Source organism: Bradyrhizobium sp. SRS-191, from assembly GCF_024586915.1.
Classification (GTDB): domain Bacteria; phylum Pseudomonadota; class Alphaproteobacteria; order Rhizobiales; family Xanthobacteraceae; genus Bradyrhizobium.
Window position 1 is genome coordinate 1 of the sequence record NZ_JANBVS010000017.1, and the last position, 15185, is coordinate 15185.

A 15185-nucleotide genomic window follows, 5' to 3' on the forward strand; every position below is an offset into this window, starting at 1 on the left:
ATACCCATCGCAACCTCCTCATCGAGTGTTGCGACGACCGATTGAATCCGCCTCCGGCCCTCCCTGCGCGATGGTCTTCACGCTTATGGCGTGCTCTCCCCGGTGTCCGGCCTTTAGCCACCGTCGCCTGCGGGCTCATCATCGCCCAAAGACTTGGCGCCAGCTTCGGGGCGCCAGAACCACACGCTTTCGCGTCCGCGCCGGACAGCGTTCGTCGCACGCTGCCGTTCACGGCCACCGCTCCCCACCTCCACGTATCGTGACGACGCGTACGTCCCTCTGCATGAGGCGGGATGGCGATAGACAACCACGTTTTCCGATAAAACGAAAGCGGAATATTTTTTGCCGGGGGACTGGACAGGCCAAATCAGGCTGAAGCGACTGACGAAATCAGTTTCTTCGCGCACGTAGCTGAGCATGCTCGCGAATGCATCCATCGTTCGGCCGCGGGTTGTCCCGGCGAGCGCGAAACACTTGCCGCGAACCTGCGATCGATCCGAATTGACGACTGCCCGACACCGCCGGTCCGGTGGCCATGAGCGTTCGCCGCGACGACACCAGCAAATGCGGTTGCAGGGATGCATCATCGTGAGCGCATCCCACACATTCAACATCCCGACGATGGCGCCTCTGCGCTCGCAACGATGATGCCGACATCCTCTGCGTGCAAACGCCGATCGGTTCTACGCGACGAATGCGCGAAGCACATGCGCGGACAACCGCATGATCGCAACGCGTAGTTGAAGCGTCGCTTGCCAAAATACGATCGATCGTCGGCGCGTTCGATTGTCGGCATCCGCTTGCGGCAAAATTTACCACCCATATGCACGCGACTTGGCGGAAGCCATGATCACGCTAGAGTGAGTTCAACAACCAGCTCTCAGCGAAACGCCCCATCATGTCGATCTCCGTCAAAGGCCGGCTGGCCATTGTCGCGCTCATCGCGCTTGCCTGTTTGGCAAGCTCGGTCCTGAAACTCTATCTCGGGCTGCTGTGCATTTCGCTGCTGGTGAGTTTCGCCATTGTGGGCGTGATCGCCTGGCTGGTGGACGGCATCGCCAGCAAGCGCCATCGCGGTCCGGAACGACGGCGCGGCCGGAGGCGCCGTTGTTCCGCTCTCGTCCAGGACCCGCGGCCGTTGCCGGTCACGAGCGTCGATCACATCGATACGCCGTCAGCTGCAGGGCAAGCGTGATGAGCAGGATGCACGCCGTCCGCTTCGCCACACTGCTTTGTCTCGTCACTTGCACGGGGGCGCAGGCCGAGCGGCCTGCCTTCGCCGTCGTAGATCGTCCGTCGCAGGACGGCCGCTGCATCGATGATCCCGGTCGCGGCGATCTCGACCGCTCGGAGGCGGCTTGCCTCGCCCAGCTGTCGGCATTCGCGCAACGCAGCGGCTCGTCGCTGAAGCTGACATTCCGCAACGGCCGCACCCGCATCTATCGCAATCAGGATGCCAGATGCGCCGAGGGCGACATCAAGACGTGCGTGAAGTTTCAACTGACCGGCTACTTCCCCGAGCATGAGCTGATCCTGATCGAATGCGGCCGCCTCGAAGGCGTCGACTGGATTCTGGTGCGCGCCGACATCGGTGACGAGATCGGCATCGTCGCTCCGCCGCACTACTCGCCGGAGAAGCGCTGGCTGGTTTCGGTCGTGGCACGGCGGAGCTCGTCGGGACCGCCCGAAGGCATCGATATCATCCCGACCAAACGCGATCGCATGTTGAAGGATTGGCACTATCGGACGCCGGAGGACAGCAAATGGCGCTACGAGTTCGAACGCTGGGACGGCGAGGACCAGATCGTCCTGTCAGCCAAGCCGACCGAGGACACGGCGATGCCGCGCCTGGTGGCGATCCATCGGAAGAAGAGCGAGTGGCTGTTCAAATAGCCGCGCTGATCGCTTCGATCCGCCGCCCGTATCTCAGTCCCTCGCCCGCTCCGCTTCGAGCGCAGCCAGATAGGCAGCCATCATCTCAGGCAGAGCAGCAACGACGACGTCGCGACTCCGCGGGTCCTGCTCGCGCGTGAACAGCAGCGTGCCGAGCGCGACGGCATCCAAGGTGGTGGCGGCCTTCGCCCCCAGCTCATCGCCGAGCTTGGCGCGCATGATCCGGTCGATGAGGCGGCGAAAATCGTCGTGCATGGTCTTGTCATGCAGATCGAGCGTGGCCAGCGCATCGGGGTGGCGCACGAAATAGCGGAGCGCCCAGCCGATCAGTTGCTCGATGATCTCCGGCGGCGACATCGCGCCCCACTCGGCGTCGCTTCGCTGCAGCACGCGGTCGAAGGCCGGCTGCAGCTCGGCGTCATGGCGCTCGGCCAGCGCATCGAGCATCTGATCCTTGTCGCGGAAGAAGTGATAGACCGAGCCGATCGACGCGCCCGCGCGTTCGGCGACCGCATGCATGCTGACGGCCGCGAGTCCGGACTCGGCGATGAGCGCCGCGGCAGCGTCGAGCAACTGCTCGCGCCGCTCCCGCCCGCGCGCCTGGCGCGGCGCCCGCGCCGAGCTGCGCGGGGAGGTCTCCGCAGGGGTCACATCTTTCCGTCGCACGTCCGAAGCAAACTTTCGTCTCTGACGGGTCGCCCGGCGGGACATCACCGGTCCCCGAGGCAGATCCGCTCATTCCAGAAGGACTTGCCCTGGGCCTACGCAATTCTAGACCGGGCAACGGGAATGTGACTAGACATTTTTTTCTAGAAATGTTTGTCTAATTCACGCGCCGTCAAGGGGAAGGTGCTTTGCTTGTTCCCTGGGCTGTCACCCTCTGCCAATGCCTAACGCCTGGCGCGGGTTCATCGGCCTGATGTGCGACTGCCTTGAATGCCGGATACGCGACGACCGGGGTCTTCGAGACCATCGTTGGCGCGGCCTGGATCAACCCCTGCCCTCGGGTTTCTGCGTGCAATCATGATGTCATCGACGCGATCTCTCCCTGCCTCTCGCGCCTCCGGCTTCCGCTTGCGGGCATTGGCCGGCTATGCGGCTCTCGGCCTGCTGCTCACGGGCTGCGACCAGAAGACGGCAGCGACCGCGCCGCCGTCGCGGCTGGTGCGAACCGAAGTGGTGAAGCTGTCCGAGCGGCGGCAATCGATCACGCTGACCGGCGACGTGCAGGCGCGCGTGCTGGCCGAGCTGTCGTTCCGCGTCAGCGGCCGCGTGACCGAGCGGCTCGTCGAGGTCGGCGCGCACGTCAAGGCCGGTCAATTGCTCGCCAAGATCGATCCGGCCGAGCAGCAGGCGGATCTCGATTCCGCGCAGGCCGCCGTGGTGGCCGCGGAGTCGCAGGTCAAGGTGGCGACCTCCAATTTCAACCGGCAGCAAACGTTGATCACGAGCGGTTTCACGACGCGCGCGTCGTTCGACCAGGCGCAGGAGACGCTGCGCACGGCGGAAGGCTCACTGGAAGCTGCGAAAGCGCAGCTCGGAACGGCCAAGGACGCTCTCACCTACACCGAGCTTCGCGCCGACGCCGACGGCACCATCACTGCACGCAACATCGAGGTCGGCCAGGTCGCGCAGGCGGCGCAATCCGTGTTCACGCTGGCGCATGACGGCAACCGCGATGCCGTCATCGACGTCTACGAAGCCGCCCTGTCGCTGAAGTTCGATGACAGCAAGGTCGCGCTGGCGCTGCTGTCGGATCCCTCGGTCACCGCCAAGGGCACGGTGCGCGAGGTGTCGCCGACCATCGATCCGAAGTCCGGCACCGTCCGCGTCAAGATCACGATCGAGAATCCGCCGCCGGAGATGGTGCTCGGCAGCGCCGTCAGCGCCACCGGCTTCATCAAGCCGGAGCAACGCATCATCCTGCCGTGGAGCGCGCTCAATGCGTCCGGCAAGACGCCGGCGGTGTGGCTGGTCGATGCCGCCAACAAGACCGTGTCGCTGAAACCGATCACGATCGAGGACTATGAGACCGGCGCCGTCGTCGTGTCCGCCGGGCTGAAGCCGGGTGATCGCATCGTCACCGAGGGCGGCAAGCTTCTGAGTGTCGGTCAACAGGTCAGCTTCAACGAGGAGACGCGGTCGTGACGATCTCGATGCGTTCCGTGCTTCCCCTTCTCGCGCTCTGCGTCCTCGCCGGCTGCAACGACAAGACCGAAGCGCCCGAGCCGGTCCGGCCGGTGCTGTCGATGAAGGTCGAGCCGCAGGCGGCCAACGCGTCCGCCGTCACCGGCACGATCGAGCCGCGCTACAAGGCCGACCTGAGCTTTCGCGTGCTCGGCCGCCTCATTGCGCGTCCCGTCTATGTCGGCGACAGCGTGAAGCAGGACCAGGTGGTGGCGGCGATCGACCCCGCCGCACTCGAACTCGCGGTGCGCGCCTCCGCCGCCGAGGTCTCGCGCAGCCAGGCGCAGCTGACCAATGCGACGGGCACCGAAGGCCGTCAGCGCACCTTGCTGGAGACCGACGCGACGACCAAGGCCACGCTGGAGAGCGCCGAACAGTCGCGCGCTGCGGCACAGGCCTCGGTCATCAAGGCGCAGTCCAATCTTGCCAAGGCGCGCGAGCAGCTCGGCTACGCCCAGCTCAAGGCGGATTTCGCCGGCATCGTCACCGCCGTTGGCGCGGAGGTCGGTCAGGTCGTGTCGCCCGGCGTCAGCGTGGTGACCGTGGCACGGCCCGACATCCGCGAGGCCGTCATCGATGTCGGCGACGACATCGCCGGCGGCTTGCAGGCGGGCACGCCGTTCACGGTTCGGCTGCAGGTCGATCCGAGCGTCAGCGCGACCGGCAAGGTGCGCGAGATCGCGCCGCGCGCCGACGCCACGACGCGCACGCGCCGCATCCGCATCACGCTCGACAATCCGCCGGAGATCATGCGCCTCGGCACCACCGTCACGGCGAGCATCGACGCCGAGCAGAAGATGGTCATTCGCCTGCCGCGCTCCGCCGTGCTGGAGCAGAACGACAAGCGCTTCGTCTGGCTGGTCGATGCCGCCAGCAAGACGGTGAAGCGGCAGGAAATCACGGTCGCCACCAACGAGGACGGCAGTCTTCGCGTGACCAGCGGCCTCGAGGCCGGGCAGCGTGTCGTCACCGCCGGCGTGAACAGTCTCAAGGATGGCCAGGCCATTCGCATCGATCAGGAAACTCAGCCGTGAAGTCCTTCAATCTCTCCGACTGGGCGCTCGAGCACCGCTCGCTGGTCTGGTACTTCATGATCGCCTTCATGGCGGCGGGTCTTTTCTCCTACATCCATCTCGGGCGCGAGGAGGATCCGTCCTTCACCATCAAGACGATGCTGATCCAGGCCAAGTGGCCCGGCGCCTCCGCCGAGGAGATGACGCGGCAGGTCACCGATCGCATCGAGAAGAAGCTCGAGGAGCTGCCGGCGCTCGACTACACCAAGAGCCTGACCGTGCCCGGCCAGACCACGGTGTTCGTCAATCTGCGCGACACCACCAAGGCGCGCGACGTCGTGCCGACCTGGCTGCAGGTGCGCAACCTCATCAACGACATCAAGGGCGACTTCCCCTCTGGCGTGGTCGGCCCCGGCTTCAACGACCGCTTCGGCGACGTGTTCGGCAACATCTATGCGTTCACCAGCGACGGCCTCAGCCAGCGCCAGCTGCGCGACCGCGTCGAGGAGGTCCGCGCCAAGGTGCTGACCGTGCCGAATGTCGGCCGCGTCGACATCGTCGGCGCGCAGAACGAGGTGATCTATCTCGAATTCTCGCCGCGCAAGGTCGCCGCGCTCGGCATTGACCAGCGCACCATCCTGAACGCGCTGCAGGCCCAGAATGCGGTGTCGCCGTCCGGCGTGCTGCAGGCCGGCCCCGAGCGCGTCGCGGTGCGTGTCTCCGGTCAGTTCAGCTCTGAGGAGAGCCTCAAGGCGATCAACCTGCGCATCAACGACCGCTTCTTCCCGCTCACCGACGTCGCCACCATCACGCGCGGCTATGAGGATCCGCCGACCTCGCTGTTCCGCTTCAACGGCCAGCCGGCGATCGGGCTTGCCATCGGCATGAAGGCCGGCGCCAATCTGCTCGACTTCGGCGAGGCGCTGAAGGAGGAGATGACCAAGGTCGTTGCCGACCTGCCGGTCGGCGTCGGCGTGCACCTCGTCTCGGATCAGCCGAAGATCGTCGAGGAAGCCGTCGGCGGCTTCACCAAGGCCTTGTATGAGGCCGTGATCATCGTGCTCGCGATCTCGTTCGTCAGCCTCGGCGTGCGCGCCGGACTCGTCGTGGCGATCTCGATCCCGCTGGTGCTCGCGATCACCTTCCTGTTCATGGCCTATACCGGCATCTCGCTGCAGCGCATCTCGCTGGGCGCACTGATCATCGCGCTCGGCCTGCTGGTCGACGACGCCATGATCGCGGTCGAGATGATGGTGGCGCGGCTCGAAGTGGGAGACTCGCTGCGCAAGGCTGCCACTTACGTCTACACATCCACCGCATTCCCGATGCTGACGGGCACGCTGGTCACCGTCGCCGGCTTCATTCCGATCGGTCTCAACAACAGCGCCGCCGGCGAGTTCACCTTCACGCTGTTCGTGGTGATCGCGGTGTCGCTGGTGGTGTCGTGGATCGTGGCCGTGCTGTTCACGCCGCTGCTCGGCGTCACCATCCTGCCCGCGTCGCTGCCGGCGCATCACGCCGAGGGCGGCCGTCTGACGCGGATGTTCCGCGCCATGCTGAATGCCTGCATGCGCAACCGCTGGACCACGATCATCGTCACCGTCCTGATCTTCGGACTGTCGGTGTTCGGCATGGGCTTCGTGCAGCAGCAGTTCTTCCCCTCTTCCGACCGCAACGAGCTGGTCATCGACTTCAACCTGCCGCAGAACTCCTCGATCGCCGAGACCAATGCGCAGATGGCGCAGTTCGAGCGGGAGGCATTGAAGGGAGACCCTGACATCGACCACTGGTCGACCTATGTCGGCTCCGGCGCGCAGCGTTTCGTGCTGTCGTTCGACGTGCAGCCGGCCGACGTGTCGTTCGGCCAGATCATCATCGTGACCAAGAGCCTGGAGGCGCGCGACCGCGCGCGCGGCAAGCTGCAGGCCTATCTGACCAAGACCTTCCCCGGCACCGACGCCTATGTGCATCTGCTCGACATCGGCCCACCGGTCGGCCGCCCCGTGCAGTACCGCGTCAGCGGGCCCGACGTGGCCAAGGTGCGCGAGATCGCGCAGGACTATGCCGGCGTGATGCGCGGCAACAGCCATCTCGGCGCCGTCATCTTCGACTGGATGGAGCCGTCGCGCGTCGTCAAGGTCGACGTGCTGCAGGACAAGGCGCGCCAGCTCGGCGTCACCTCCTCCGACATCGCCAACGCGCTGAACGGCGTGCTCGACGGCACCTCGATCACCCAGGTCCGCGACGACATCTATCTGATCGACGTGCGCGGCCGCGCCCAGGCCAAGGAGCGGCAGTCGCTGGAGACGTTGCGCGATCTGCAGCTGTCGGGCTCCAACGGCCAGTCGATCCCGCTCGCGGCGCTGGCGACCCTGCGCTACCAGATCGAGCAGCCGGAGATCTGGCGCCGCTCGCGGCTGCCGACGCTGACCCTGAAAGCCAGCGTGATCGACCAGGTGCAGCCGAACACGGTGGTCGATCAGCTCAAGCCGGCGCTCGCGTCCTTCAACGCCAAGCTTCCGGCCGGCTACAAGGTCGTCACCGGCGGCGCCGTCGAGGAGAGCGCCAAGAGCCAGGCGCCGATCATCGCGGTCGTGCCGATCATGCTGTTCACGATGGCCACCATCCTGATGCTGCAGCTGCAGAGCTTCCAGCGGCTGTTCCTGGTGTTCGCGGTGGCCCCGCTGGCGCTGATCGGCGTCGTCGCGGCGCTGCTGCCGAGCGGAGCGCCGCTCGGCTTCGTCGCCATCCTCGGCGTGCTCGCGCTGATCGGCATCCTGATCCGCAACTCCGTCATCCTGATCGTGCAGATCGAGCATCTGCGCGAGGAGGGACGGCCGCCTTGGGAAGCTGTGATGGAGGCGACCGAGCACCGCATGCGGCCGATCATGCTCACCGCCGCCGCGGCCTCGCTCGCCCTTATCCCGATCGCGCGCGAGGTGTTCTGGGGCCCGATGGCCTATGCGATGATGGGCGGCATCATCGTCGGCACCGTGCTGACCTTGCTGTTCCTGCCGGCGCTGTACGTCGCCTGGTTCCGCATCAAGGCGCCGGACGCAACGGCCGAGCCGGAGGCCAAGCCGCACGGCGCGTAGCGGCTTGGGAATCGCGGATATTTGCGTGGGATAAGCCGTCCGCGTGGGTTAAACGCCCCGCGGCGGCCGGTTAGATTCGGTCTCCATGGAGAGATGCGAATCATGACCGATCCTCAGATCGTCTGCCCCTCCTGCCGCACCGAGATCAAGCTCACCGAGCAGCTCGCAGCGCCCCTGATCGCGGAGACCCGCCGGCAGTTCGAGAAGCAGCTTGCCGCCAAGGAAGCCGATTTCGGCCGCCGCGAAGCCCAGCTCAAGGCCGCGCAGGAGCAGATCGCGCAGGCCAAGGCCGCGATCGACCAGCAGGTCGCCGCCAAGCTGAAGGCCGAGCGCGCCGCGATCGCGCAAGCCGAGGCCGAGCGGGCGCGCCAGGCCGTCGCCGACGAGATGGGCAATCGCGACCGCCAGCTCGCCGAGCTGCATCAGGTCATCGTCAGCAAGGATGCCAAGCTCGCGGACGCACAGAAGGCGCAGGCCGAGATGCTGCGCAAGCAGCGCGAGCTCGACGAGGCCCGCCGCGAGCTCGACCTCACCATCGAGACCAAGGTGCAGGAGTCGCTCGTCGCCGTGCGCGACAAGGCGCGGTTGGAAGCCGAGGACTCGCTGAAGGCCAAGGTCGCCGAGAAGGAGACTCAGATCGCCGGCATGCAGCGGCAGATCGAGGAGCTCAGGCGCAAGGCCGAACAGGGCTCGCAGCAGCTGCAGGGCGAGGCGCTGGAGATCGAGCTGGAATCGCAGTTGCGCGCGCGCTTTCCCCGCGACCTCGTCGAGCCCGTGCCGAAGGGCGAGTTCGGCGGCGACGTGATCCACCGCGTGGTCGGCCCGGGCGGCCAGGCCTGCGGCGCGATCCTGTGGGAATCCAAGCGCACCAAGAACTGGAGCGATGGCTGGCTGGTGAAGCTGCGCGACGATTTGCGCGCGGCCAAGGCCGACATCGCGCTGATCGTTTCGACCGCGCTGCCGAAGGGCGTCGACGGCTTCGACCTGATCGACGGCGTCTGGGTCGCCGAGCCGCGCTTCGCGCTGCCGCTGTCGCAGGCGCTGCGCCAGTCGCTGATCGACGTCGCCTGCAGCAAGCTCGCGCAGGAGGGCCAGCAGACCAAGATGGAAATGGTCTACGCCTATCTCACCGGCCCCCGCTTCCGCCACCGCATCGATGCCATCGTCGAGCGCTTCACCGAGATGCAGTCGGACCTCGACCGCGAGCGCAAGACCATGATGCGTCTCTGGGCCAAGCGCGAGGAGCAGCTGCGCGGCGTGCTGGATTCGACGGCTGGATTGTACGGCGATCTCCAGGGCATCGCGGGGCGCGCGATGCAGGAGATCGAGAGCCTGGATGTGTTGCTGATCGAGGGCAAGAGCGAGGCGGCGGAGTAGTCAGCGCGCCCGATATCAGCTGCGTTTCGCGGCTGTACCCTGACGGCTTAGGCCCCTCTTCGCGACGCTTGCACGGTGCACCCTCGAGGTCGGATTGCATCGCCAGATGCCATCCGGGTGAGGGGGACAGAACTCACCACACACACCACCTGCGCGGCTGCCCCTCACCCCAACCCTCTCCCCGTGAAGAACGGGGAGAGGGAGCGCACCGTCTGCGCGGCCAAAGCTTAGATCAGAAGATCGCTCAGGCCGCCGGGATGATCTTGCCGGGGTTGAAGATGTTCTGCGGGTCGAGCGCCTGCTTCACGGCGCGCATCGCATCCAGCGCCTCCTGGCCGAGCTCGGACTTCAGGTACTTCTGCTTGCCCTGGCCGATGCCGTGCTCGCCGGTGCAGGTGCCGCCCATCGCCTGGGCGCGCTCGACGAGGCGATGCATGAAGTCCTCGCCGCGGGCCATCTCGTCGGCGTCATCGACGTCGCACATCAGCGAGCAGTGGAAATTGCCGTCGCCGACATGGCCGACGATCGGCGAGGTCAGCTTGAGACGGGCGAGATCCTCCTCGGTCTCGCCGACGCAATCGGCGAGACGCGAGATCGGCACGCAGACGTCGGTCGCGACCACGCCGACACCGGGCCGGATCGCCTTGACGGACCAATAGGCATCATGGCGCGCCTGCCACAGCTTGGTGCGGTCCTCGGGCTTGGTGGTCCAGGCGAAGTCGCCGCCGCCGCACTCCCTGGCGATCTCGGCGAAGTTCTTCGACTGCTCGGCCACCTCGGCGTCGCTGCCGTGGAACTCCAGCAGCAGCAGCGGCGTCTCCGGCAGCGTCAGCTTCGAATAGGCGTTGCAGGCCCGCACCTGCGCGGCGTTGAGCAGCTCGATGCGCGCCATCGGGATGCCGGTCTGGATCGCGAGGATCGTCGCCTGGCAGGCGCCGCGGACGGTCTCGAACGAGCACGACGCCGCTGCAATGGTCTCGGGAATGCCGCGCAGGCGGATGGTCATCTCGCAGATGATGCCGAGCGTGCCTTCAGCGCCGATGAAAAGATGCGTCAGATCATAGCCCGCGGCGGACTTCTTGGCGCGCGTGCCGGTCTTGATGATCTCGCCGTCGCCGCGCACCACCTTCAGCGCCAGCACGTTCTCGCGGATGGTGCCGTAGCGCACCGCATTGGTGCCCGAGGCGCGCGTCGAGGCCATGCCGCCGAGCGAGGCGTCGGCGCCGGGATCGATCGGGAAGAACAGGCCTTGGTCGCGCAGATACTCGTTGAGCGTCTTGCGGGTGATGCCGGGCTGGATGACGCAGTCGAGATCCTCGGCATGCACCTCCAGCACCTTGTTCATGTCGCGCATGTCGATGCAGATGCCGCCGGCGGGCGCGTTGACCTGGCCCTCCAGCGAGGTGCCGGTGCCGAACGGAATGATCGGCACGCCGAGCGGCGCACAGATGCGGACGACGTCCTGGATGTCGGCGGTCTCCTGCGCCAGCACCACGCCATCCGGCGGCTGCGTCGGCAGCCAGGTCGTGGTATGGCCATGCTGCTCGCGCACGGCCTGCGAGGTGATGAGCTTGTTGCCGAAGCGGGCGGCGAGCGCGTCGAGCGCGCTCTTCAGCGCCTCCGGCGCGGGCCGCTTCAGGTCGTGATGAGGGATCGTCGTCGCCACTTTATCCTCCGGAAGTTGGGCGGACCGTGGCAAAGGACGCAACAGGGGTCAAGGGAGCAAACGGAAGAGCCGATGAGCGATAATGCAGTGCCCACAAAGGCCGCCAGCGGGCCGTTCCTGTCGTCCATCATGCAGATCGAGCCGCAATGGATCGACTATAACGGCCACCTCAACATGGCCTATTACAACGTGATGTTCGACCGCGCGATCGACCAGATCTGGGCCGAGCTCGGCATCGGCCCGGCCTACATGAAGGAGCGCCAGGGCTCGACCTTCACCGCCGAATGCCACGTGCGGTACCTGCGTGAGATCCATCTCGGCGATCCCGTGCAAATCGCGGTGTGGCTGATCGCCGCCGACGAGAAACGGCTGCACACTTTCGAGGAGCTGCGCCACGCGACCGAAGGCTGGATCTCCGCGACCTCCGAGAACATGTCGGTGCATATCGACATGACCAAGCGCAAGGTCGCGCCGTTTCCGGAGGACATCCAGGTCAATATCGCGCGCGTGCTGCAGGCGCACACAGCGCTGCCGCGGCCCGACGGGCTCGGCCGCGCCATCGGCATGCCGGCGAAACGATAGCTCAGTCCGCCCGTACCCACTCCGGCAACCGCTCGAACCAGGGCTGCGCCTGTTCGAGCTGTCGGGCGAGCTGCAGCAGCCGCGCCTCGTCGCCAAGCCGGCCGACGAACTGCACGCCGAGCGGCAGGCCGTCGGCGGTCCAGTGCAGCGGCACGCTCATCGCCGGCGTGCCCGTGAGATTGGCGAGCTGCGTGAACGGGACGTATTGCAGGCTGTCGCGGGCGATCTTGTCGATCATGCCGTCGAGCACGCCCCAGCGTGTCAGCAGTCCGAGCAGGCCGATCCGATCGAGCATGTCGAGCAGGGTCTGCTCGGCGCTCGACGGATCGCCCTCGCCATGCCGGACCGGCGGGTGCGCGAGCGTCGGCGTCAGCAGCATGTCGTAGCGGGCGTGGAAACGCGCGAGCGCGCGCGCGAAGCCGTTCCATTTGAGGAGTTGCGTGGTCAGCGCGCCCGCCGAGATCGCCCCTCCGAGCGTTGACAGCACCCGCGTCAACAGCTCGAACTCCTCGCGGCGCGCGCCCTTGGCGCGGGCCTCGCTCACCAGTGCCGCGACCTGACCGAAATAGATGTGCAGGAACGAGGTCGCGAGCACAGCGCCGTCGATGTCGGGCTTGGCCTCTTCCACCTCGTGACCGAGGCCTTGCAGCAGCTTCACCGCATTCTCAACCGCGAGCTTCGCCTCGGCGTGAACCTCGGTGCCGATCGGGGATACGGTGGTGGTGCCGATGCGCAGCTTGCCGGGATCGCGCGTCATCACGTTGGCGAAAACAACGCCCGGCTCGGCCACCAGGAACGGATCGCCGGGCTCGGCGCCCGCGATGACGTCGAGCGCCAGCGCCGTGTCGCGCACGCTGCGCGAGACCACACCTTCGCAGGACGCACCGAACCAATATTCGCCGAAGCCGGGCCCGGACGACACCAGCCCGCGCGACGGCTTCAGCCCGAACAGGCCGCAGCAGGCCGCGGGAATGCGGATCGAGCCGCCGCCATCATTGCCGGCCGCCATCGGCACTATCCCCGAGGCGACCGCAGCGGCAGCGCCGCCGCTGGAGCCGCCCGGCGTGTGCGCGCCATTCCAGGGATTGCTGACGCGACCTAAGGCGCGGGAGTCGCTGACGCCCTTGAGGGCGAGCTCCGGCAGATTGGTCTTGCCGAAGATCACGAGGCCTGCCTCGAGATAACGCCTGACCACCGCGGCATGCTCGGCTGCGACCACGCCCGACAGCGCCTTGCTGCCATAGGCCGTCGGCAGGCCCGCATAGTCCTGCGCGCAATCCTTGATCAGGAAGGGCACGCCGGTGAACGGGCCGGAGGCCGGCTTCGCCAGCTGTGCGCGCGCCTCGCGCTCCATCAGCCTGCAGACGGCGTTGGTCCGTGGCTGGGCCCGCTCGTTCTGCGTCAGCGCGAGCTGCAGCAGTTCGGCCGCGCTGGTCTCGCCCGCCTTCACCGCTGCGGCCAGCGCCGTCGCATCGCGCGGCAGGTAGTCCCGAACGTCCACGCTGCCCTCCCCGTGCGGCATCGGCTGCCGTCATCGTAGCTGATTCTGGCTGCAACAGAGGCCCACTCGCGCCAAACGCGGCGGCATCGCGGCACCACGAAGGCGACCTTGGCGGTATGATGCTCGGCCACGGTCGATTTGATGGCCGGATTGCGCGCTTCGCCCTGATTTTAGTTAATTTGATTCAGATCATTCGTCGCGTCCCTTGCGTCGGCCTAACCTTACGCATCGTTAGTTGCGTAGAGTTGACGAGAGAGCGATGGGACGCCTCGCAAGCCTACTGAGCAGAGCGCACGGGCCGCACGACGATGTCGCGGCGGTCCCGGTGACCACCGCCGACTACTTCATCCTGCTGTCGCGCGCGATGGAGAACCTCCCCGATTCCAGTCCCGAACGGCGGGCCGAAGTCTATCAGTCCGCACGCCAGGCGCTGGTGACGCAGCTTCAGGCGATGGATCCGCCCGTCTCGCGATCCCGCATCAAGGCCGAGCAGCGCGCGCTGGACGACGCGGTGGACACACTCGAAACCCGCGCACTGACCACGCCGGACGCGGCGGCAGAGCCCGAGACAAGTCCGGGTGAAGCCCATCCGGAGATTTCAAATGTTTCAATTGCACCGAGTGAAGACGACACCATGACCCAGCACCAGTTTCAATCCAGGTTTGCCCCCCGCCCCGCCGTCGAGGAGAAGCCGATGTCACGGCTCGATGAAATCAACCGCGTGCTGCGCAAGCTGCAGAGCGACTCCTTCGGCGTCGAGGCCTGCGCCTTGATCTCCGAAGACGGTCTGATGATCGCGAGCGTGCTCGCCGCCGACATGGAGGAGACGCGGGTCGCCGGCATGACCGCGACGTTGCTGTCGCTCGGCGGCCGCGCCGCCATGGAGCTCGGCCGCAGCCATCTGCAGGAGGTCATCATCCGCGGCGAGTCCGGATACGCGGTGCTGGTCAGCGCCGGCCGCGGTGCGCTGCTGCTCGCGCTGACCAACGAGAACAGCAAACTGGGCCTGACCTTCTTCGACATGCGCGAGGCCGTCCGCTCGCTGCAGAAGGTGCTGTAGCAGTCATACAAGGGAGGCCGGCGCGCCGCGCCGGCAGGAGTATCGTCAATGGCCAATACCGTCCTCTATGATGACGGCGTTCACAAGAACATTCTGCTGGAGGATTTCAGCGCCGGCGATCTCGCCGTGCAGGCGAACCAGCATCTGATCATTCACGACCGCGTCGGCATGCTGCTCGACCCCGGCGGCCACAAGGTCTACTCCAAGGTGCTCGGCGAGACCTTCAGCGAGCTCTCCGGCGGCCGGCTCAAATATCTGTTCCTGTCGCATCAGGACCCCGACATCGTCGCGGCCATCAATGGCTGGCTAATGACCACCGATGCCGACGCCTACATCTCCTCGCTGTGGACGCGCTTCGTGCCGCATTTCGGCTTCGACCATATCGTGGCCGACCGGCTGAAGCCGATCCCCGACGAAGGCATGGTGTTCGATCTCGCCGGCTGCAAGCTGTACGCCCTGCCCGCGCACTTTCTGCACAGCGAGGGCAATTTCCAGCTCTATGACCCCCACTCGAAGATCCTCTACAGCGGCGATCTCGGCGCCTCGCTCGGCGTCGACTACATCGTCACGCGCGACTTCAAGGCGCATATCCGCTTCATGGAGGGTTTTCACCGCCGCTACATGGTGTCGAACCGCGTCATGAAGGCGTGGGCCGACATGGTGCGGCCGCTCGACATCGAGATCATCGCCCCACAACACGGCGCGCTGTTTCCGGATCAGGCGATGTCGCGCCAGTTCATCGAATGGTGCGCGGGCCTCGAATGCGGCATCGACCTGATCACGCCGACGTTCAAGGTGCCGGCAGGCTGAC

The 15185-nt window shown here is 66.3% G+C and carries 12 protein-coding genes; 9 read left to right on the forward strand and 3 right to left on the reverse strand.

Translation table 11 applies throughout. The annotated features are described in order from the left end of the window. Window positions 1-898 precede the first annotated feature (898 nt). Window positions 899-1195: a hypothetical protein gene (locus NLR35_RS25715; RefSeq protein ID WP_257169328.1), complete on the forward strand. Its 297-nt coding sequence runs from the start codon at window positions 899-901 to the stop codon at window positions 1193-1195. Continuing rightward, window positions 1195-1893, forward strand: a complete 699-nt coding sequence (locus NLR35_RS25720; protein WP_306577735.1) for a hypothetical protein — start codon at window positions 1195-1197, stop codon at window positions 1891-1893. Before NLR35_RS25715 ends, NLR35_RS25720 begins: the two co-directional genes overlap by 1 nt. Before the next feature lie 33 nt (window positions 1894-1926). On the opposite strand, the gene NLR35_RS25725 is transcribed toward NLR35_RS25720, so the two are convergent. Beyond that, entirely contained in the window at window positions 1927-2559 is a 633-nt protein-coding gene (locus tag NLR35_RS25725; RefSeq protein WP_257169329.1) for a TetR/AcrR family transcriptional regulator, read from the reverse strand. Between the two features lie 357 nt (window positions 2560-2916). Here NLR35_RS25725 and NLR35_RS25730 point away from each other — a divergent pair, with 357 nt between their 5' ends. From NLR35_RS25730 to NLR35_RS25745, 4 genes are all read left to right on the forward strand, one after another. Next, a complete protein-coding gene (locus tag NLR35_RS25730; protein ID WP_257169330.1) occupies window positions 2917-4041 on the forward strand; it encodes an efflux RND transporter periplasmic adaptor subunit in 1125 nt (374 codons plus the stop codon). 8 nt (window positions 4042-4049) lie between these two features. Then, complete coding sequence (locus NLR35_RS25735) at window positions 4050-5114, forward strand: efflux RND transporter periplasmic adaptor subunit (protein ID WP_374940862.1); 1065 nt, start codon at window positions 4050-4052, stop codon at window positions 5112-5114. Then, window positions 5111-8188 carry an efflux RND transporter permease subunit gene (locus tag NLR35_RS25740; protein ID WP_257169332.1) on the forward strand — a complete coding sequence of 1026 codons (3078 nt, stop codon included), beginning with the start codon at window positions 5111-5113 and terminating at the stop codon, window positions 8186-8188. Before NLR35_RS25735 ends, NLR35_RS25740 begins: the two co-directional genes overlap by 4 nt. A 102-nt stretch (window positions 8189-8290) precedes the next feature. Next, on the forward strand, window positions 8291-9565 hold the full coding sequence (locus NLR35_RS25745) for a DUF2130 domain-containing protein (protein WP_257169333.1): 1275 nt from the start codon (window positions 8291-8293) through the stop codon (window positions 9563-9565). 244 nt (window positions 9566-9809) lie between these two features. Here NLR35_RS25745 and NLR35_RS25750 read toward each other — a convergent pair whose 3' ends face one another. Further along, complete coding sequence (locus tag NLR35_RS25750; RefSeq protein WP_257169334.1) at window positions 9810-11231, reverse strand: FAD-binding oxidoreductase; 1422 nt, start codon at window positions 11229-11231, stop codon at window positions 9810-9812. A gap of 72 nt (window positions 11232-11303) precedes the next feature. Between NLR35_RS25750 and NLR35_RS25755 the strand changes: the two genes are divergently transcribed. Continuing rightward, window positions 11304-11813 carry a thioesterase family protein gene (locus NLR35_RS25755; RefSeq protein ID WP_257169335.1) on the forward strand — a complete coding sequence of 170 codons (510 nt, stop codon included), beginning with the start codon at window positions 11304-11306 and terminating at the stop codon, window positions 11811-11813. Window position 11814: 1 nt separating this feature from the next. Here NLR35_RS25755 and NLR35_RS25760 read toward each other — a convergent pair whose 3' ends face one another. Then, window positions 11815-13314 carry an amidase gene (locus tag NLR35_RS25760; RefSeq protein ID WP_257169336.1) on the reverse strand — a complete coding sequence of 500 codons (1500 nt, stop codon included), beginning with the start codon at window positions 13312-13314 and terminating at the stop codon, window positions 11815-11817. Between the two features lie 259 nt (window positions 13315-13573). On the opposite strand from NLR35_RS25760, the gene NLR35_RS25765 reads away from it, so the two are divergent. Both NLR35_RS25765 and NLR35_RS25770 read left to right on the forward strand, forming a co-directional pair. Beyond that, the gene (locus NLR35_RS25765; RefSeq protein ID WP_257169337.1) at window positions 13574-14374 is read left to right on the forward strand and encodes a roadblock/LC7 domain-containing protein; all 801 of its coding nucleotides are present in this window, start codon (window positions 13574-13576) and stop codon (window positions 14372-14374) included. A 48-nt stretch (window positions 14375-14422) separates the two neighbouring features. Then, a complete protein-coding gene (locus tag NLR35_RS25770) occupies window positions 14423-15184 on the forward strand; it encodes an MBL fold metallo-hydrolase (protein WP_257169338.1) in 762 nt (253 codons plus the stop codon). The last annotated feature ends 1 nt before the right edge of the window (window position 15185 follow it).